Genomic DNA, 20,061 nt, shown 5'->3' with positions numbered 1-20,061 from the left:
ACCTCAACCGAACAACGCAACACCGCACTGCCCGCCTGGCTCCATTTCTACAATCACCATCGCGCCCACTCCGCCATCGGAGGCCGCCCACCAGCCACCCGGCTGACCAACCTCCCTGGACATCACAGCTAGGCGTCGTAGTCCAGAGTCACCAGGTCGGTCACCGGATGGGACTGGCACGTGAGCACGAAACCCTGCGCCACCTCGTCGCCCTCGAGAGCGAAGTTGCGGCGCATGCGGACCTCGCCGACGAGCACCTTCGCGCGGCACGTGCCGCACACGCCGCCCTTGCACGCGAAGGGCAGGTCGGGCCTGGCGCGCTGGACGCCGTCGAGCACCGCCGTGGTCTTCGGGACCAGCGCCGTGGTGAGTCGGCCGTCGAGCTTCACGCTGACCTCGCTGGTCTCCCCGACGAGCGCGGGTTCGACGTGCCGCACCGGTTCGGGCGGCTCGGCCTCGACGTAGAACAGCTCCTGGTGCACGCGCGAGAGGCAGACGCCGTGCCGTTCGAGCACGTCCTGCGCGTCGGTGACCATGCCGAAGGGGCCGCACAGCCACCAGTGATCGACCAGTTCCGGCTCCGGAACCAGGCGCAGCAGGTCGGTGAGCTTCTCCGCGTCGAGCCTGCCGCTGAACAGCTCCACCTCGCGGAGTTCTCGCGAGAGCACGTGCACGAGCTCGAACCGCGCGCGGTGGCGGTCCTTCAGGTCGGCGAGCTCGTCGGCGAACATCACCGTGTCGGTGCGCCGGTTGCCGTAGAACAGGGTCACGGTGCTCGCCTGGTCGGCCAGCACCGACGACGCGATGGAGAGCACAGGCGTGATCCCGGAGCCCGCCGCGACGAGGACGTGGTGCGCTGGCTCGGTGAGGTCGGGCGTGAAGCCGCCGGTCGGGGTGCCGACGTCGATCATCTGGCCTGGCCGCACGTCGCGCACGAGCCAGGTGGAGAACAGACCGGCGGGCACCTCGCGCACGCCCACCCTCGGGCTGGCTCCCCTAGGCGCGCAGATCGAGTACGACCTGCGCTGTTCGTGGCCGTCGACGGTGCGCCGCAGGGTGAGCGACTGTCCCGGCAGGAAGTCGTAGGCATCGGCGAGCTCGGGCGGGACGTCGAAGGTCACCGCGACGGCGTCGTCGCACAGCCGCGTGACGTCGGAGACGCGCAAGGGGTGGAACGCGGCTCGCGGCCGCACCGGAGCACCCATCGCCCTCACCCCTGTTTCGCCCGCGGGAGTTCTCGTGACACTAAGCCCGGCCGCGGCAGGGCGCCAGCGCGGACGACCTGGTGGCCGGGGTGGCGCCGCCTTGACACCACCCGCGCCTCGAACCCAGTATTAACCGTCCATTCGGTCAGTAAGCGAGGATGTGGCTGGTGCGGGACAACGCTGCTCACGACATGTTCGCCGTCGACGAGGCCTCGCGCGCACTCGGCATTGAGCTGCGGGAGGCCGCCGACGGCAGCGCCACCGCCACCATGCGGATCACGGCGACCATGGTCAACGGCCACGACATCGCCCACGGCGGCTACGTCTTCCTGCTCGCCGACACCGCGTTCGCGTGCGCGTGCAACAGCCACGGCCCGGTGACCGTCGCCGCGGGCGCGGAGATCTCGTTCGTCGCCTCGGCCCGGCTCGGCGACGAGCTGGTCGCGACCGCACAGGAGCGCACCCGGTTCGGCCGCAACGGGATCTACGACGTCACGGTGCGCCGCGAGGGACCCGACGGCCCCGTCGTGATCGCCGAGTTCCGCGGCCGCAGCAGAGTCATCGACAAGAACACCTGAGCTCGACCGAATCGTCCTCAATGGACACTTTGACACCCGTCGCGACCATGACGCGCCCCTTGGCGGTGACGGCGAGTGTCAGTATTCTCATCGACAGTGACATCATGGGTAAGGTAAGACTTGCCTTACCCACGTGACCGTCGAGTCGAGGAGTGCAGTGACCGCCGCTTCGTCCGTGGCCGAGTCCGTCGGCGAGTCCGTGCTCGACTGCGTGGGCGGAACCCCCGTCGTCGCGCTGCGCCGGCTCTTTCCCGATCCCGGCACCGAGGTCGTCGCCAAGCTGGAGTTGTTGAACCCCAGCGGAAGCATGAAGGACCGCTCCGCGCGCTACATCGTGGAGTCCGGCCTGCGCGACGGGTCGATCCCGCCCGGCTCCACGCTGGTCGAGAGCAGCTCGGGCAACTTCGGCATCGCGCTCGCCGTGGCGGCAAGGGTGCACGGGCTGAGCTTCAGCTGCGTCGTCGACCCCAAGACCACCACGGCCAACCTCGCGCTGCTGCGCAGTCTCGGTGTCGACGTCGAGGTGGTGACCGAGCCCGACGAGGCGGGCGGCTACCTGCAGACGCGAATCCGCAGGGTGCGGGAACTGCTCGCGCGCACACCCGGCGCGGTGTGGGTCAACCAGTACGCCAACGACCTCAACTGGCAGGCCTTCTACGACGGCACCGGCACCGAACTGGCCGAGCAGCTCGTGCGCCCGCCCGACTACCTCTTCGCCGCGGTGAGCACCACCGGCAGCATCCTCGGCTGCTCACGCAGGCTGCGGGAGCGTTTCCCCGACCTGCGGGTGGTGGCCGTCGACGCCGTGGGTTCGGTGATCTTCGGCGGCACCGCGGGCCGTCGCGAGATCCCCGGCATCGGCTCCAGCCGCGTGCCGGAACTGTGCAGCCCCGACGAGATCGACCAGGTGGTGCGCGTCGACGACGTGGACGCCGCGCTCGGCTGCCGCGAACTGCTCGCCACAGAAGGCATCTTCGCCGGCGGGTCCACCGGTTCGGTGGTCGCCGCGATCCGCCGCACCCTGCCCTCGTTGCCGACGCCGTGCCGGGTGCTGGCGATCTTTCCCGACCGGGGAGACCGCTACCTCGACCTCGTCTACGACGACGACTGGCTGGCCGCGGCCCGGTCGCGGCGCGCCTCGCCTGACCTCTCTGCCTGACCTCGCAGCCTGACCTCGCAGCCTGAACTCCCAGGAGGAAGACCCGCCCATGACCGAGCCCGCGCCGAGTCCCCGCATCCGCTATCTCACGCGGGGTGACGTCGCCGCCGTGGGAGGCGGGAGCTCCGAGCTCTACGTCGACGCGCTGAGCCGAGCCCTCGTCGCCCACGCCGACGGCAGGACCGTGCAGCCGCTCAAGCCGTACCTGCGCGTCGGCGAAGGCCACATCGCAGACCGCATCATCGCGATGCCCGCCCACGTCGGCTCGGTGGCCGGACCCGGCGTGTCGGGTCTGAAGTGGATCGGCAGCAAGCACGACAACCCGGCGGCGGGACTGGAACGGGCCAGCGGTGTGCTCGTGCTCAACGACCCGGACACCAACTACCCGGTGGCGATCATGGAGGCGGGGCTCATCAGCGCGTGGCGCACCGCCGCCGTCACCTGCCTGGCCGCCCGCCAGCTGGCGCGGCCCGGTTTCACCGATGTGGCGTTGGTGGGCTGCGGCGTCATCGGCGGCACCCAGGTCACGGCGCTGCTGGAGCAGTTCCCTGCCATCACCACGATCCACGCCTTCGACGTGCACGAGAGCGCGGCGCGGGCGCTGGCCCACCGGGTCGGCGAGCGCGCCGAGGTACGGGTGGCCGCGAGCGCGGAGGACGCGGTGCGCTCGGGCGACGTCGTGGTGCCGTGCACCGTCACCGACCGGCCGTATCTCACGTTCTCGTGGCTCAAGCCGGGCTCCTTCCTGGCCAACGTGTCCATCATGGACACCCACAAGGACGTCTTTCTCGGCGCCGACAAGGTCGTGGTGGACGACTGGGACCAGTGCAACCGCGAGAAGAAGATCATCAACCAGCTGGTGCTCGAGGGATCGTTCTCCCGGGAGCGGCTGCACGCCGAGCTGGGCCAGGTACTCGCGGGCACGCGGCCCGGCAGGGAGACCGACGACGAGATCATCCTGCTGAATCCCATGGGCATGGCAGTGGAGGATGTCGCGTGCGCCGCCGAGGTCTTCCGCCGCGCCGAGGCCGCGGACGTCGGCACATGCCTGAGCCTCTACTGACCGCGCGCGAGGAGGTCACGCGCGACCTGGTCGACGCGCTGATCAGGGAGCGGCTGTTCGGTTTCGGCGACGGGACGATCGAGGGCGAGTGGTACCGCGTCGGCGACGTCCGGGTGCGGGTCCGCGAGGGCGACGGGCTGACGCCCGTTCGGTTCGCGGGCGGCCCGGTGCTGCACGGCTCCGCCGAACTCGGTCCCGACGAGCTGGTGCGGCTCGTCGCGCGCGGCGAGACTTGCGCCGAGCAGGTGGCCGCCGACGTGCGCACCGCGATCGAGCACGGTGCCGTCGCGGCGGTACCGCCACACACCGGTGCGCTCGGGATGCTCGCGGGCGAACGCCTCGCGGCGAGCCGGAACCGGCCGTTCCACCCCACCGCACGCGCCGCCGCGGGCTGGTCGGCCGCCGAGCTGGCCCGCTACGGCACCACGCGGGCCGAGCCCCTCGCGCTGGACTGGGTCGCCGTGCGCACGGAGTCGCTTCGCTTCGGCTCCGGCGAACGCGACCTCGCCGGGCTGCTGCTCGGCGACGCCGCTCCCGCGGCTCCCGACGGGTTCCACGCGGTGCCGGTGCACCCGTGGCAACGCGAACACGTGCTGCCCCGCGAGTTCGCCGACGAGCTGGCACGCGGCGACATCCGGCCGCTCGCCACCGGGCTCGGCGCGTTCCGGCCGACGTCGTCACTGCGCACGCTGGCAGCGCCCGAGCAGTCGCTGCACGTCAAGTTGCCGCTGGGCATCGCAACGCTCGGAGCCGCGCGGCTGCTGCCCCCGCGCTACCTCGACAACGGCGAGCGCGCCGAACGCACCCTGCGCGACGTCCTCGCCCGCGACGCCGAGCTGGCCTCGCTGGTGGCCGTGTGCGACGAGCGCAGCTGGTGCGGCTGGGCGGGCGACGAGTTCGCCGACCGGCCCGGACACCTCGCCGCGCAGCTGCGCACCTATCCGGCCGACGTCGCCGACGCGGTGCCGATGGGAGCCTTCGCCGCGCCCGCGCTCCACGCCGGGTGGGAGTGCGATCCGGTGCCGTTCTTCCGTGCGCTCGCGGAGTCGTTCTGCGCCGTGGCGCTCGGGTTCCTGCGCTACGGGGTGCTGCCCGAGCTGCACGGGCAGAACGTGGCCGTGACGCTCGTCGACGGCGTGCCGGGGCGGTTCGTGCTGCGCGACCACGACACGGTGCGCATCCATCCACAGTGGATGCGCGCGGCCGGGGTGGCCGAGCCGGGTTACCGCGTCAAGCCGGGCGCCCGGCAGTCACTGGTCCTCGACGAGCCCGGCGAGCTCGTCGGCTACCTGCAGACCCTGGGATTGCAGGTCAACCTGCACGGCATCGCCGACGCACTGTCCCGGCACTACGGCATCACGGAGAACGTCCTGTGGAACCAGCTCCGCGCGGCGCTGATCAGCTGCTTCGACCGCACGCACCCGCTACCGGAGGTGGAGCGGCTGCTCCTACGCTCACCGACGTGGCCGAGTCGCACGGTGCTCGGCCCGCTGCTGAGGCAGGGCACGTCGGCGGGCGTGAGCATGCCGGCGAGCACGGGCCGGGTGCCGAACCCACTGCTGCGCTGAGCGCCGCCGAGCACGCCGCGCGCCAGCGGCTGCTCAACGCCTACCTGCGCGAGACCGGGATCCACGACGTGACACCCGGCGAGCTCGTCGTGGAGCTGCCAGCGACGGGGCGGAGCCTGCGCGTCGAGGTGTGGCACGCCTCGGCGTTCGGGCACCACACCTACGGCGAGCACACCGTGCCAGGCCACCCGGACCTGGTCGCCGCGCTGCTGGCCGAGCTGGCGGCCACCACCGGCTGCCCGGGTGGTGAGCTCGCGACCCAGATCGGCGACAGCGTCGAGCGCACCGCGCGCTACCTCGCGCACGGCAGGCGCCGGCCGGGGCCGGGAGCGCACGCGCGCACGCGGCACGCCGAGCAGAACGTGCTGCTGGGCCATCCCTTCCATCCCACGCCGAAGAGCGCGGAGGGCTTCACCGACGCCGACATCGGCCGGTACGCGCCGGAGCTGGGCACCGAGTTCGTGCCGCACTACCTCGCCGTCGCGAGGGAACTGCTCCTGGAGGTCAGGGTCTCGCCGGACGAGTGGGTGCCCGGCGAGGTCGCCGAGCACGTCCCCGCCGGGTACGAGGCGTTGCCCGTGCACCCGTGGCAGGCTCGCCATCTCGCCGGCGAACCCGAGGTGCGCTCGCTGGTCGCGCAGGGTGGGCTCGTGGCGCTGGGCCCGCTGGGCAGGCCGGTCTATCCGACGTCGTCGGTGCGCACCGTGTGCGACCCGGAGTTCGGCGTCTCGTGGAAGCTGCCACTGCACGTGCGCATCACCAACTTCGTGCGCAACAACCCGCTCGAACACCTGCGCCGGGCCACCGACGCGAGCCTGCTCGCCGCCCGGCTGCCCGCACGCCCCGGGTTCGGCGTGGTGCTGGAGAGCGGGTACCGCACGCTCGCTCCGGGCGTGGTGAGCGACGAGCTGGCAGCCGACCTCGCTGTGCAGTACCGGCAGAACCCGTTCGCGGGCAACGGGCAGGCGCCGCGGGTGCTCGCGGGCCTGCTGGAGGATGCGGCCGAGGTCCTGCCCGGCCCGCGCGAGGCCGACGAGTGGCTGCGGCGCTACCTCGATGTCGCGCTGGTGCCGCTGCTGTCGGTGTTCGCCACCGACGGCGTGAGCTTCGAGGCACACGTGCAGAACTCGCTGCTGTGCACGGAGAACGGCTGGCCGAGCGGGCTGTGGGTCCGCGACCTCGAAGGGGTGTCGGCGAGCCGCGACCGGGTGCGCGCCGGGCTCGTGGAGGCGGACAGCCCGGTGCTCTACGACGAGGCCGAGGCGTGGCTGCGGCTGCGCTATCACGCGGTGACCAACCAGCTCGGGCACGTCGTGCACGTGCTGGCGCTGCACACCGCGACGTCCGAACGGCGGCTGTGGCGCCTCGCGCGCGACCACCTGCGCGCCGCGCCGGAGGCCGGGCAGCTGCTGGCGTGCGCGACGTTGCCCGCCAAGGCGAACCTGCTCAGCCGCTTCACCGGACGCGGCGAGCGACCGGTGTACGTCGACGTCCCCAACCCACTGCGGGAGCTGCCATGACCCACGACCTCGTCCAGCGGGCGCTCGCCGCGCCGACCTACGCGCCCGTGCTGCGCAGGCTGTTGCGCCAGCTGCTGGAGTCGCTGCTCTACGAGGGCGCCGTGCGCACCGAGGACGACTCGACGATCGTGGGCTCGGCGGGTGTCACCTACACGTTCACGGCGCGCAGGCGGTTCACCTTCGACCGCGTGACGGTGGACGAACTCAGGCGCGAGGGCGAGGAGCCCGAGTCGGTGACGCGGCTGCTCGGCGAGCTCGGCGACCGCCTCGACGCCGACCGCGCGTGCCTCGCCCGCTTCGCCCGCGAGCTGGAGCACACGCTGCTCAACGACGCCGTGGCACAGTACTCGCGCACGGGCACACTCGCCGGTTCCGGCTTCGACGAGCTGGAGGGCGCCATCACCGACGGGCACCGCTACCACCCGGCGTACAAGTCGCGCATCGGCTTCGGGGTGGCCGACAATCTCGCCTACGGTCCCGAGTTCGCGCGAACGATCCGTCCACTGTGGCTGGCCGCGCACCGCGACCTCACCGAGGTGAGCGCGTCGTCGACGATCGAGGAGGCCGAGTTCCTGCACGGCCAGCTCGGCGACGCGCTCACCCCGCCCACTCCCGAGTTCACCTTGGTCCCGGTGCACCCGTGGCAGTGGAACGAACACGCGGCACGGGCCTTCTCCGCGCAGCTGCGGCGCGGAGAACTGGTAGTGCTGGGAGAGGATCCACACGCCTTCCTCGCCCAGCAGTCCATCCGCACGTTGTCGTGTGTGGATGATCCGAGCCGGCCGTACCTCAAGCTCGCGATGTCGCTGGTGAACACCTCCACGAGCCGGGTGCTGGCACCTCACACGGTGCACAACGCGCCGTTGATCTCCGACTGGTTGCACACCATCGCCGCCGCGGACGAGTTCCTGCGCGACGAGGCGCGCACGATCCTGCTCGGCGAGGTGCTGGGCGCCGCGGTGAACCCCGAGCCCGCGGCGGAGCTGACGAGGGAGGACACCTACGGCACGCTCGCGTGCATCTGGCGCGAGAGCCTGCACCTGCACCTCGACACGGAAGAGCGGGCGGTGCCCTTCACCGGACTCACGGCGCGCGAGCGCGACGGCACCCCGCTGATCGACGCCTGGATTCGGCGGCACGGCGCGGCCACGTGGGTGCGCGGGCTCGCCGAGGTCGCCGTGCTGCCACTGGTGCACCTGCTGTGCCGGCACGGGATCGCGCTGGAGTCGCACGCGCAGAACATGGTGCTGCTGCACCACGACGGCGTGCCCACACGGGTCGCGCTGCGCGACTTCCACGACGGCGTCCGGTTCTCGCGCGCGCACCTGGCCGAGCCGGAGCTGTGCCCGCCGCTGCGCGGCACGCCGTCGCACCACCAGAACCGCAACTCCTTCGTCGAGACCGACGACCCGGCGCTGGTGGCCGACTTCATGCTCGACGCGTTCCTGTTCGTCAACATCGGCGAGCTGGCCATCTTCCTCGCCGACGAGTACGGACTGTCCGAACGCGACTTCTGGGCGATCGTCGCCGAGCGGGTCCGCGAGCACCTCGGCCGCGTCGGCGAGGCGCGCTTCGACGTGTTCGCCCCGGAGATCGCCGTGGAGAAACTCACCATGCGCAGACTGTTGCCCGACACCGAGCTGCGACTGCACCGCGTGCCCAACCCGCTGGCGCGCGTGTGAGCGCCCCGGAGCCGGTCTGCCGCTACGTCTACGACCTCGACGCTCTTGCCGCGCATGTCACCAACGTGGTGGCCGCGCTGCCCGAGCGCTGCCGCATGTTCTACGCCATGAAGGCCAACAGCGCGCAGCCGCTCCTGCGTACGCTCGCGCCGCTGGTCGCCGGGTTCGAGGTGGCCTCGGGCGGCGAGCTCGCCAAGGCGCGCGCGGTCTCGGCCGACGTCCCGGTGCTGTTCGGCGGGCCCGCGAAGACGGAGTGCGAGATCGAGCAGGCCCTGCTGGCCGGGGTCGAGCGGCTGCACGTGGAGAGCGTGCTGGAGCTGCACCGCATCTCGCGGGTCGCCACGCGCGTCGGGCGACCGGCGCGCGTGCTGTTACGGGTGAACCTCGCGGGCCCGTTCCCCGAGGCGACGCTGGCGATGGCGGGGCGGCCGACACAGTTCGGCATCGACGAGACCGACCTGGGTGAGGCGATGCGCGCCGCGCGGGACCTGCCCTTTCTCGCGTTCACCGGCTTCCACCTGCACTCGCTGTCCAACAACCTCTCGCCGGACAACCACCTGGCGATGCTGGAGCTGTACCGGCGCAAGATCATCGGCTGGGAGGCCGAGTTCGGGGTGCGCTGCGAGGTCGTGAACGTCGGCGGCGGCATCGGCGTCAACTACGCGGAGCTGAGCGAGCAGTTCGACTGGCACCGCTTCACCGAGGGACTCGGCAGGCTCGTCACGACGTTTCCCGCGCACTGGCGCGAGATCGACTTCGAGTGCGGCCGGTTCCTGGTCGCCGCGTGCGGCAGCTACCTGACCGAGGTGCTCGACGTCAAACGCAACCACGGTGTCCACTATGTACTCGTGCGTGGCGGAACCCATCACTTCCGGCTGCCGGTGTCGTGGCAGCACAGCCACCCGTTCAGCGTCCTGCCGGTCGAGCGGTGGCCAGACGCGCTGCCGCGACCGGCGGTGCACGACGGGCCGGTGACGGTGGTGGGTGAGCTGTGCACGCCGAAGGACGTGCTCGCGCACGACGTCACGGTGAGGCGGGTGCGGGTGGGCGACGTGCTGGAGTTCCACCACGCGGGGGCCTACGGCTGGGAGATCTCCCATCACGACTTCCTCAGCCACCCGCACCCGGAGCAGGTGTTCACTGCGGCCCGGTCTTGAGTTTCGTCGCTCGCTGGGCGAATCTTGAGCGTCGGACGAGGGGACACACATGTTGCTGACGGGGCAGGTCGCCATCGTGCACGGCGGCTCGGGAATCATCGGTGGGGCGGTCGCGCGGGTGTTCGCCCGCGAGGGCGCGACCGTGCACGTCACGGGACGCTCCCGCGAGTCGCTCCACCCGGTGCTGGCGTCGATCGCCGACGGCGGCGGTCAGGGGCACGCCACCGCGCTCGACGTCACGGACGAGGCGGCCACGAAAGCCCATGCGGACTCGGTCGTCGAGCGCGCGGGGTCCATCGACATCCTCTTCAACGCCGTCACCCATCGGGATGTGCAGGGAACACCGCTGCTCGAGCTGCCGACCGCCGTCATGGAGGACGCGGTGCTCAGCGCCGTGCGCGCCCAGACCGCGACCATTCGTGCGGCGGCGACGCACATGGCCGAGCGAGGATCGGGCGTCGTGCTCACCAACGTCGGGTACGGGCCTCCGTTCGAGGGGATGGGCACGACGGTGGTGACGTGGCAGCTCGTCGAGGCGCTGTACCGGCAGTGGGCGGTCGAGCTCGGACCGCGGGGTGTGCGCGTCGCATGGACGCGCATCGGGGGAACGGTCGAGGGCGTGCTGGACGGGCCGGACTACGGATCGAGCTACGCGGGCGACACGGAGAATCGCGCCATCCTCGACGAGCTCGAGTCCGGCACCATGCTGCGCAGGCTGCCCAGCGCCACGGAGATCGCCGAAGCGGCCGCATACCTGGCCAGCGACCGGGGCGCGTCCATCACCGCGGCCGGCATCAACCTCACCGCTGGTGCGGTGTCCGACTGAGTCGGCCGCGCACGGCGGCGAGGCCGATGCCGGTACGCGCTAGTCGATGATCGCGCTGTAGCCGTTCAGCGCGGGCTGCCCGCCGAGGTGCGCGTAGAGCACCGTGGAGTCCTTCACGATCTCCCCCCGCCTCACGAGGTCGATCAGACCTGCCATGGACTTGCCCTCGTACACCGGGTCGGTGATCATGCCCTCGGTGCGGGCGGCGAGCTTCATGGCCTCCACAGTGGACTCGTCGGGGATGCCGTAGGTGCCCGCGTGGTAGCGGTCGTCGAGCAGGATCTCGTCGTCGGCGAGCTCGCGCTCGACACCGATCAGCGACGCGGTGGCGCGCGCGATCCTGGCCACCTGGTCCCACGTCTGCTCCGGCTTGGCCGAGCCGTCGATGCCCAGCACCCTCCGCGGCCTGCCGCCGAGCGCGGCGAACCCGGCCACCATCCCGGCCTGCGTGCTGCCCGTCACCGAGCACACCACCACGGTGTCGAAGAAGACGCCGAGCTGCCGTTCCTGCTCGGCGACCTCGAACGCCCAGTTCGCGAAGCCCAGCCCGCCGAGCCGGTGGTCGGAGGCGCCCGCGGGGATCGCGTAGGGCGTGCCGCCCGCCTCCTCGATGTCGGCGATCGCCTGCCGCCAGCTGTCCTTGAACTCGATGCCGAACCCGGACTTCACCAAGCGCACGTCGGCGCCCGCCAGCCGCGACAGCAGGATGTTGCCGACCTTGTCGTACACGGCGTCGGGCCAGTCGACCCAGCTCTCCTGCACCAGCACGCACTTGAGCCCTGCCCGCGCGGCGACCGCGGCGACCTGGCGGGTGTGGTTGGACTGCACGCCGCCGATCGACACGAGCGTGTCGCAGCCCTGGGCCAGCGCGTCGGCCACCAGGTACTCGAGCTTGCGGGTCTTGTTGCCGCCGTAGGCGATGCCGGAGTTGCAGTCCTCGCGCTTGGCCCACACCGCGGCGCCGCCGAGCTGGGCTCCCAGCCGCTCCAGCTCGTGCACCGGCGAGGGCCCGAACAGCAACGGGTAACGCTCGAAGTCGTTCAGCGACAAGGGATTCTCCGATCTTCGGCCAACACGGCTGAACGCAAGCGTACGGCTCCTGACGCCCTGTTAACCTGTGAAACATGTCTTGCGCTTGCGCTGCGGCCATCGCCGTGACCCGGACGCTCCGCCACTAGCGGCGGAGCACCTTCGCGTATCTTCTCCGCCGCTTCGTCCTGACCGGAGCGGCCTTCGTAGTGCTGCTCGGAATCTTCTCGAGCGACGGAGCACAACCTTGCACCAGGACATCCAACCCGGGACCTCGCGGCTGCGGCCGTGGTTCCTCCTCGGCTCACTGTCCCTTTTGCAGTTCCTGATCGCGGTCGACGTCACCGTGGTCAACATCGCCCTGCCCTCGATCGGCGCCGACTTCGGGGTCGGCCCGCGCCAGCTGACCTGGGTCGTGGTCGGCTACACCGTCGCGGGAGGTGGCCTGCTGATGTTCGGCGGCAGGCTCGGCGACCTGCTCGGCAGACGTCGGGTCCTGCTCACGGGCGCGGCCGTGTTCGGTGCGGCCTCGCTGCTGGCCGGGCTCGCCCCGACGTATCCGCTGCTGATCGCGGCTCGGATGCTGCAGGGCGTCGGCGAGGCGCTCGCGCTGCCCGCGGCGATGGCGGCGATCGTCCTGACGTTCCCCGAAGGGCCGCGCCGCACCCGCGCGCTGAGCGTGTGGGCCGCCGTCGCGAGCACGGGCCTGGTACTGGGCTTCGTGCTCTCGGGCGTGATCACCGAACTGTTCGGGTGGCGGTGGATATTCCTCATCAGCGTGCCGTTCGTCGTGCTCGTGCTGGTGGCGGTCACCGTGCTCGTGCCTGCCGAACCGCCGCGCGAGCGCACACCGCTCGACCTGCCCGGCTCGGCACTGCTCACACTGACCCCGCTGCTGCTCGTCTTCGGGATCATCGAGGGCGGGGAAGGCGGCGGAAGTCCGTGGCTCTCGGCGGCGGCGCTGGCCGGCGCGCTGATCGCTGGCGTGGCGTTCGTGCGCGTGGAACGCCGCGCCTCCGACCCGGTGATCCCACCGTCGTTCTTCCGCAACCGCACGAGGGTGCTCGCCAACATCGCCACGGCGTTGCTCAGCGGCGCGTTGTCGACGTCGTTCCTGCTGCTGACCTTCCAGCTCCAGCAACGCGAGGGCCTCACGCCGTTCGCGGCGGGACTCGCGCTGCTGCCGCTCGCGGTCGTGCTCGTGGCAGCGGCGACCTTCGTACCGCGCGTCGCGGGCCGGTGGGGAGCGCGCACCTGCGCGGTTCTCGGCATCGGGCTCACCGCGGCCGGGCTCGTGGCGATCCCCGTCGGCTCGGGTGTGGCGGGCACGATCCCCGCGATGGTGCTGATCGCCGCTGGCATGGGCTTCGGCCTCGTCGGGCTCCAGTACGCGGCCGTCAGCGGGGTGACCGGTGACGACGCGGGCGTCGCCTCCGGCATCCAGCGCGCCTCCGACCAGCTCGGCGGCTCGGCGGGAGTCACGCTCTACGTCGGCATCGGGTTCGCACCCGCGCTGGCTGGCTTCGACCCGTTCGTCGTGAGCTGCACGCTCGCCACGGCGGGACTCGTCGCCGCGGGCCTCGTCGCCTGGCGGATCAGGGATCACTGAGCGAGGGCGACCGGCCGGGCCTCCCGGCCGGTCAGCTCTCCGCCTCCACCGTGGCGCCGTCCACGACGTCCAGCACGAACCCGGCGACCGCCGTCCACACACCCGGGATCAGCAAGACCGCGAGCACCGAGAAGACCGGGAAGATCAGCCTGTTCTCCACGCCCTTGCCGGTGCGGAACCGCAGCCAGCTCGGCGGGCGCAGCTCGTACCAGGTCTCACCCGCGATGGGCAGCGGGAACAGGAACGGGCACCCGGACTCGGTGAGCGCGTCGCCGAGGCAGTGCGTCACACAGCCCAGCGCCACGGCGATGCCGAGCAGGCCGGTGACGCCCTCGAGCTGAGCGAGCGCGTTCGGGTTGTTCTCGTAGACCCACCAGATCACGGCGCCGCCGGACACCGGCAGCAGCCAGTCACCGAGCGCGTCCTCGGCCAGCAGCAGGCCGAACAGCACGACCCCGGCCACCGCCCACGGGCCACCCGCCTCCGTACCCGCCGCCGTGGCGAACCCGAGCACCGCGGCGAACAGCACGGTGTGGGACAGGTGCCGGTGGGTGCCCTTGCCCTTCTCGTCGCGCGGGCCCTTGGTGACCTGGTACAGCGCCCCGGAGGCCTTGCGCAGCAACCACGACAGCCCTCCGGTGACCGGCCCGAGCAGCTTCGAGGCCCTCGCGCCGGGGTGGTCGAGGTCCGGCAGCAGCGCGAAGCCGGCCGTCGTCGCGGCGAACACCAGTGCCTGCGCGAGCGTGTCGACACCGGCGAGCGGCGCGACGGCGAGACCGGCGCACCAGCCGGTGAGCGCGTGGGTACGACCCATCATGGGCGGGCGATCCTCCAGGGGGACACGGGGACTGGGAGCGTCGAACATCCTTTCGAACGCGGACCGCCGTGTCGCAGGGACACGCCCATGATCATCGGCCCTCCCACAGGCCGGGAGTGGGCACTTGGCAACAATCCCGGCCAACCCTACGAAAGTCGGAATTTTCGGGCCGCTCGCTCCGGATGTGAAACGTTTGTGAGCCTCGCGCAGATGGTCGGAGCATCGCGCTGGCGGGAGGTCGAAGCAGTGACTGGACGACGTTGGTGGAGACGCACGGGGATCGCGGCGATGGTCGTGGCCGTGAGTTCGCTCGGGTTCAGTGCCCCGCAGGCACTGGCCCAACCACCCGCACCACCACCCGGTGAGCAGGAGGTGCTCGACAACGAGGACCTCCGGTTGCTCGAGCAGGCGGAGCAGGCCGGGAAGTCGGAGGTCACCCTGCTCGTCGCGGCGCAGCGAGGGCGCGCCGACGCCGCCGCGGGTGAGCTCCGGTCGCTGGGCGGCGTGGTCCGTTCCGCCAACGACGACCTGGACTACCTCAAGGTCACCGTGCCCATCGAGGAGGCGGAGCGTGCTCCGAAGCTCCGCTCGGTGGACGCGGTGGACGTCGACGGGCTCATCGCACGCGACGAGCCCGCTCCCGTCGGCGCGACCGACCCGCTGCCGCAGCCGGCACCGGATCGCAACACCCCGAAGGTGAATCCATACCTGCCCACCGGCGACATCAAGGCAGCGCAGTTCGCGCGGACGTTCCCGTTCTGGGACGGCCGCGGCACCACGGTCGCCGTGCTCGACTCGGGTGTCGACCTCGACCACCCGGCGCTGGCGAAGACCAGCACGGGCAAGCGCAAGATCGTCGACTGGTACACGGCCAACTCGCCCACCTCGGGCGACGGCACGTGGGTGCCGATGTCGGAGCAGACCTACTCGGGCGCGTTCTCGGCACAGGGCAGGCAGTGGACGGCGCCGGATGGCTCGTTCACGTTCGGCGTGTTCTCGGAGACCGCGGGCGATCTCGGCACTGCGGCCAGCGAGACCGGCGGCGACGTCAACCGCGACGGCGACTCCGACGACAGCTGGGGCGTGCTGCAGGACACCGAGTCCAAGCAGGTGCGCGTCGATCTCGACGGCGACGGTGACTTCACCGACGAGAACCCGATGATCGACTACTCCGTGAACCACGACGTCGGCCACCTCGGCGTCGACAACCCGGCGACCGGCGTCGCCGAGCGCGTGGCGTTCGTGGTGCAGACCGACAAGCCCGGCTACGTCAACATCGGCATCGCGGGCGCCGCGCACGGCTCGCACGTCGCCGGTATCGCCGCGGGCAACGACCTCTTCGGCGGCCGGATGGACGGCGCCGCTCCCGGCGCAGAGGTGATGTCGGTGAAGGTGTGCCTGTCCACGCCGTCGTGCACGTCGAGCGGCCTGATCGACGGCGTGGTCTACGCGGCCGAGAACGGCGCGGACGTCGTGAACATCTCGATCGGCGGCCTGCCCGCGCTCAACGACGGCAACAACGCGCGCGCCGAGCTCTACAACCGCGTGATCGACACCTACAACGTGCAGCTGTTCATCTCGGCTGGCAACAGCGGCGCGGGCGCGAACTCGGTCGGCGACCCCTCGGTGGCGACCGACGCGGTGAGCGTGGGTTCCTACATCACCGACGACACGTGGCTGTCGAACTACGGTTCCGAGTCCCCCGTCGCCGAGTCGCTGCACCCGTTCTCGTCGCGCGGTCCGCGTGAGGACGGCGGGTTCAAGCCCGACCTCGTGGCGCCCGGCGCCGCGATCTCGGCGATCCCGCGCTGGCAGGCGCCGGAGCCCGTCCCGGGCACCTACGAGCTGCCGGCCGGGTACGGGATGCTCAACGGCACCTCGATGGCGGCGCCGCAGGCGACCGGCGCGGCCGCGCTGCTCGTCAGCGCCTACAAGGGCCTGCACCGCGGTGAGCGGCCTCCGGTGACGGCACTGCGCTCGGCACTGACGTCGACCTCGCGGTTCATCGACGGCATCGACGCCAACGCGCAGGGCGCGGGCCTGATCGACACCTTCCGGGCACTCACCGCGTTGCGTGGGCCCGGCGTGCACGAGGTGACCACGTCGGTGCCGGTGAGCACGGTCCTCTCCGGACAGCTCGAGACGCCGAACACCGGTGTGGGCATCCACGACCGCGAGGGTGTGACGGTGGGCAAGGCCTACACGCGGACCTACACGCTCACCAGGACCACGGGCTCGCGGCTCACCGTGAACTACCGGGCCGGCTGGGTCGGCAACGACGGCACGTTCTCCTCGGCCCGCACCGTGCGGTTGCCGCTGAACAAGCCCGTGACGTTCGACGTGCGCGTCAACCCGAAGACCGCGGGTTCGCACTCGGCGGTGCTGCGGCTGGACGACCCCCGCACGACGGGCATCGACGTCATGACCATGAACACCGTGTTCGCGCCGTACGACCTCACCGAGGACGGCGGTTTCGTGGGCAGCGCGTCGGGCACGATCCAGCGCAATCAGGCCACGAGCGTCTTCGTGCGGGTGCCGGAGGGCACCAGCTCGCTGCAGGTCGACCTCGACGCGGGTGGAGAAGAGCCGGGCGCGGGCCAGGCGCGGTTCGTGCGCTACGACCCCACCGGCGTTCCGGTGGACCCGACGTCGTCGGTCAACTGCTACAACCCCGACGCCGGAGCGGGCTGCCCCACGGGCTCGCCGACCAGCAGGGCGGCGACCGACCCGATGCCGGGCGTGTGGGAGATCGTGCTCGAGGCGCGGCGCACGTCCGACGCCGCCGAGGTGCCGTGGGCGCTGACGTTCGCGGCGCAGGGCACCACGGTCAGCCCCGATCCCGACGTCATCGACGAGGCCGCCCAGGGCACTGCCGTCGCCCGTGAGTACACCGTCACCAGCACGCTCGGCGAGTTCACCGGGCGGCTCACCGGCGGGGCGCTCGACAGCGCACACGTGGCGAGGCCTTCGATCGGCGAGGGCGAGACGCAGAGCTACGACGTGCGGGTGACGCCGGACTCGACGGCGCTGACCGCGACGATCGGCAACACCTCCGACGGCGGCGCCGACCTCGACCTGCTCGTGTACGACTGCACGAGTGGGACGTGCTCGCTCGCCGGGCTCAGCGCTGGCGGTGACTCCGAGGAGTCGGTGACGATCCCGAACCCGGCGGCCGGCGCGTGGCGCGTCGAGATCGACGGCTACGCCGTGCCCTCGGGTTCGACGGAGTTCGACTACCTCGACCTCTTCGCCAACCCCGCGTTCGGCTCGATCGCCGTGGACGACAGCGACGCGCCGAGGCCGACGGGCACGACGTGGACGGTGCCCGCCGAGGTCACGGCCGAGGGGCAGCCCGGCGAGGGCAGGGTCCTGCGCGGACTGGTCACCGTCCGCACCCCGGACGACCTGCGGATCGGCAGCGGCACGGTGCTCGTCGAGTCCGTCACCGGGTGACCGGAGCGGCTCGATCGGGTAGACCCTGAACCATGGGGTCGAGACTCGACGAGTACCGGCGCAAACGGCGGGCGGGCCGCACGCCCGAACCGCTGCCGGAGGGCGACGTGGTGCCCCACGGTGACGACGACACGTTCGTCATCCACGAGCACCACGCTCGCCGCCTGCACTGGGACGTGCGGCTCGAACGCGACGGCGTGCTGGTGTCGTGGGCCGTACCCAAGGGCCTTCCCGTCGAGCAGGGCACGCTCCGGCTCGCCGTGCACACCGAGGACCACCCGCTGGAGTACGCCACGTTCTCCGGTGACATCCCGAAGGGCGAGTACGGCGCGGGCCGGATGACCATCTGGGACAGCGGCACCTACGAGACGCTCAAGTGGTCCGAGCGCGAGGTGTCGGTGGTGCTGCACGGCGAGCGGGCCCAGGGCCACTTCGTCTTCTTCCGCAGTGGGGAACAGTGGCAGGTGATCCGCAAGGGCCCGCCGCAGGACCCCGGCTGGGAGCCGCTGCCGGAGCTGGTCGCGCCCATGCTGGCCGTCTCCGGCCGCCTGCCGTCGGCCGCCGAGGACGACGACTGGGCCTACGAGTTCAAATGGGACGGCGTGCGCGCGCTCGCCAGGGTGGAGGGCGGCAGGGCGACGCTGTTCTCCCGGCGCGGCGGCGACATCAGCACCACCTATCCCGAGCTGCGCGGCCTCGGTGAGCAGCTCGGCAGCGCACAGGCATGGCTCGACGGCGAGATCGTCGCGCTGCGCGAAGGGCGGCCGAGCTTCAAGGCCCTGCAGGCCCGGATGCACGCCGGCGAGCAGCGCGCACGGGCCCTGTCGAAGCACCAGCCGGTGACGTACCTGGTGTTCGATCTGCTGCACCTCGACGGCCGCTCATTGCTCGACCTGCCCTACACGCGACGTCGCGAACTGCTGACCGGACTGGAGCTGGGCGGCGCGCACTGGCAGGTCTCGCCGAGCTTCACGGGCGAGGGCGCAGCGGTGGTCGCCGCCGCGGGCGAGCAGGACCTCGAAGGCGTCATAGCCAAACGGGCCGACTCGCGCTACGCGCCGGGCAAGCGCAGCGACGACTGGCTCAAGATCACGGAACTGCGCACGCTCGACGCGGTGATCGGCGGCTGGCGACCCGGCGAGGGCAAGCGGTCGGACACGTTCGGCTCGCTCATGCTCGGCCTGCCCTACGACGGCGGCCTCCGCTACATCGGCCAGGTCGGCTCCGGGTTCACCGAGGACATGCTGCGGGAGCTGCTGGCGATGCTGCGCGAGCTGGAGCGAACGACTCCGCCGTTCGCCGACGAGGTGCCGAAGGAACGAGCCAAGGGCGCCCACTGGGTGAGCCCCACGCTGGTGGGCGAGGTCGTGTTCAAGGACTGGACGGAGGACGGCAGGCTGCGCGCACCCGCCTGGCGAGGGCTGCGGCCGGACCTCGACGCGAAGGAGCTGGGCTCGTGACCGATCCGCTCGTCGACGTCGAAGGCCGCCGCATGCGGGTGTCCAACCTGGACAAGGTGCTGTACCCGAAGGTCGGCTTCACCAAGGGCGAGGTGCTCGACTACTACGCGCGCATCGCGCCGGTGCTGCTGCCACACCTCCAGGACCGGCCGCTGACACTCAAGCGCTATCCGGACGGCGTGGAGGGTGCGTCGTTCTTCGAGAAGAACGTGTCGCGGCACGCGCCGGACTGGGTGCGCACGGTGCGCATCGAGACCCCCGGCAGCTCGCGCGGAGCCGAGAAGGCCGACTACGCGCTGGTGCAGGACCTGCCCACCCTGGTGTGGGTGGCCAACCTCGCGAGCCTCGAACTGCACATTCCACAGTGGACCGTCGGCCCGCGTGACGGCAGGCGCGATCCGGACCTGCTCGTGTTCGACCTCGATCCCGGAGAGCCCGCCACGATCGTCGAGTGCTGCGAGGTGGCGTTGCGACTGCGGGAGGAGCTCGCCGAGGACGGCATCGAGGCACACCCGAAGACGAGCGGCTCCAAGGGAATGCAGCTCTACGCGCCGGTGCGGGTGCGCTCGGCCGACCGCACGCGCACCTATGCCAAGGAGCTCGCCGAGCGGCTGGAGCGGGCGATGCCGGAGCTGGTGGTGTCGCGGATGGCGAAGAACCTGCGCCCGCACAAGGTGTTCATCGACTGGAGCCAGAACAACACTCAGAAGACCACGGTGGCCCCGTACTCGCTGCGGGCCAGGCCCGAGCCCACCGTGTCGACACCGTTGCTGTGGGACGAGGTCGCCGAGTGCGAGAGCGCCGCCGACCTGGTGTTCACCGCCGACGAGGTACTGGAACGCGTCGAGGAGCACGGCGACCTGTTCGCACCACTACGGACCGAAGAACCCCCGAAGCTCTGACACCCCGCCACTGCCACTGCGGCTGCGGTGAAG

Annotated in this window: 16 protein-coding genes; 13 read left to right on the top strand and 3 right to left on the bottom strand. The window is 71.4% G+C overall.

Going from position 1 to position 20,061, the window contains the following annotated elements; genetic code table 11:
- On the top strand, positions 1-132 hold a 132-nt coding region (locus JHE00_RS13230), incomplete at its 5' end, for an integrase core domain-containing protein (RefSeq protein WP_200318223.1).
- Here the strand turns inward: JHE00_RS13230 and paaE are convergent.
- Positions 129-1,205, bottom strand: a complete 1,077-nt coding sequence (gene paaE, locus JHE00_RS13225) for a 1,2-phenylacetyl-CoA epoxidase subunit PaaE (RefSeq protein WP_200318222.1) — start codon at positions 1,203-1,205, stop codon at positions 129-131. The two genes, JHE00_RS13230 and paaE, sit on opposite strands and share 4 nt — an antisense overlap.
- Before the next feature lie 191 nt (positions 1,206-1,396).
- Here paaE and paaI point away from each other — a divergent pair, with 191 nt between their 5' ends.
- From paaI to JHE00_RS13185, 8 genes are all read left to right on the top strand, one after another.
- A complete protein-coding gene (gene paaI / locus JHE00_RS13220; protein ID WP_200318365.1) occupies positions 1,397-1,783 on the top strand; it encodes a hydroxyphenylacetyl-CoA thioesterase PaaI in 387 nt (128 codons plus the stop codon).
- A 157-nt stretch (positions 1,784-1,940) separates the two neighbouring features.
- On the top strand, positions 1,941-2,942 hold the full coding sequence (sbnA, locus tag JHE00_RS13215) for a 2,3-diaminopropionate biosynthesis protein SbnA (protein WP_200318221.1): 1,002 nt from the start codon (positions 1,941-1,943) through the stop codon (positions 2,940-2,942).
- 49 nt (positions 2,943-2,991) lie between these two features.
- Positions 2,992-4,005: a 2,3-diaminopropionate biosynthesis protein SbnB gene (gene sbnB, locus JHE00_RS13210; RefSeq protein ID WP_200318220.1), complete on the top strand. Its 1,014-nt coding sequence runs from the start codon at positions 2,992-2,994 to the stop codon at positions 4,003-4,005.
- Positions 3,987-5,573 carry an IucA/IucC family protein gene (locus JHE00_RS13205; protein ID WP_200318219.1) on the top strand — a complete coding sequence of 529 codons (1,587 nt, stop codon included), beginning with the start codon at positions 3,987-3,989 and terminating at the stop codon, positions 5,571-5,573. Before sbnB ends, JHE00_RS13205 begins: the two co-directional genes overlap by 19 nt.
- Complete coding sequence (locus tag JHE00_RS13200) at positions 5,468-7,093, top strand: IucA/IucC family protein (protein ID WP_200318218.1); 1,626 nt, start codon at positions 5,468-5,470, stop codon at positions 7,091-7,093. Before JHE00_RS13205 ends, JHE00_RS13200 begins: the two co-directional genes overlap by 106 nt.
- The gene (locus JHE00_RS13195; RefSeq protein WP_200318217.1) at positions 7,090-8,775 is read left to right on the top strand and encodes an IucA/IucC family protein; all 1,686 of its coding nucleotides are present in this window, start codon (positions 7,090-7,092) and stop codon (positions 8,773-8,775) included. The genes JHE00_RS13200 and JHE00_RS13195 overlap by 4 nt, the downstream gene beginning before the upstream one ends.
- Entirely contained in the window at positions 8,772-9,932 is a 1,161-nt protein-coding gene (locus tag JHE00_RS13190; protein ID WP_200318216.1) for a type III PLP-dependent enzyme, read from the top strand. Before JHE00_RS13195 ends, JHE00_RS13190 begins: the two co-directional genes overlap by 4 nt.
- Before the next feature lie 49 nt (positions 9,933-9,981).
- Positions 9,982-10,758 (top strand): SDR family NAD(P)-dependent oxidoreductase, encoded by a 777-nt coding sequence (locus tag JHE00_RS13185; RefSeq protein ID WP_200318215.1) that lies wholly within the window; start codon positions 9,982-9,984, stop codon positions 10,756-10,758.
- Between the two features lie 39 nt (positions 10,759-10,797).
- Here JHE00_RS13185 and JHE00_RS13180 read toward each other — a convergent pair whose 3' ends face one another.
- Positions 10,798-11,808, bottom strand: coding sequence for a 1-aminocyclopropane-1-carboxylate deaminase (locus JHE00_RS13180; protein WP_200318214.1), 1,011 nt, complete (start codon positions 11,806-11,808; stop codon positions 10,798-10,800).
- 226 nt (positions 11,809-12,034) lie between these two features.
- On the opposite strand from JHE00_RS13180, the gene JHE00_RS13175 reads away from it, so the two are divergent.
- On the top strand, positions 12,035-13,396 hold the full coding sequence (locus tag JHE00_RS13175; protein WP_230423241.1) for an MFS transporter: 1,362 nt from the start codon (positions 12,035-12,037) through the stop codon (positions 13,394-13,396).
- Between the two features lie 31 nt (positions 13,397-13,427).
- Here JHE00_RS13175 and JHE00_RS13170 read toward each other — a convergent pair whose 3' ends face one another.
- Positions 13,428-14,213, bottom strand: coding sequence for a metal-dependent hydrolase (locus JHE00_RS13170; protein WP_200318213.1), 786 nt, complete (start codon positions 14,211-14,213; stop codon positions 13,428-13,430).
- A 288-nt stretch (positions 14,214-14,501) separates the two neighbouring features.
- On the opposite strand from JHE00_RS13170, the gene JHE00_RS13165 reads away from it, so the two are divergent.
- Genes JHE00_RS13165 through ligD (JHE00_RS13155) form a run of 3 tightly spaced genes read left to right on the top strand, consistent with a single transcriptional unit; the run spans position 14,502 to position 20,028 of the window.
- Entirely contained in the window at positions 14,502-17,666 is a 3,165-nt protein-coding gene (locus JHE00_RS13165) for a S8 family serine peptidase (RefSeq protein WP_200318363.1), read from the top strand.
- A gap of 32 nt (positions 17,667-17,698) precedes the next feature.
- On the top strand, positions 17,699-19,126 hold the full coding sequence (gene ligD / locus JHE00_RS13160) for a non-homologous end-joining DNA ligase (protein ID WP_200318212.1): 1,428 nt from the start codon (positions 17,699-17,701) through the stop codon (positions 19,124-19,126).
- The gene (gene ligD, locus JHE00_RS13155; RefSeq protein WP_200318211.1) at positions 19,123-20,028 is read left to right on the top strand and encodes a non-homologous end-joining DNA ligase; all 906 of its coding nucleotides are present in this window, start codon (positions 19,123-19,125) and stop codon (positions 20,026-20,028) included. Before ligD (JHE00_RS13160) ends, ligD (JHE00_RS13155) begins: the two co-directional genes overlap by 4 nt.
- Positions 20,029-20,061: the final 33 nt, after the last annotated feature.

This window comes from Prauserella cavernicola, from assembly GCF_016595675.1.
GTDB lineage: Bacteria > Actinomycetota > Actinomycetes > Mycobacteriales > Pseudonocardiaceae > Prauserella_A > Prauserella_A cavernicola.
The sequence above is the reverse complement of the archived record's forward strand: the minus strand, read 5'-3'. Positions and strand labels throughout refer to the sequence as shown.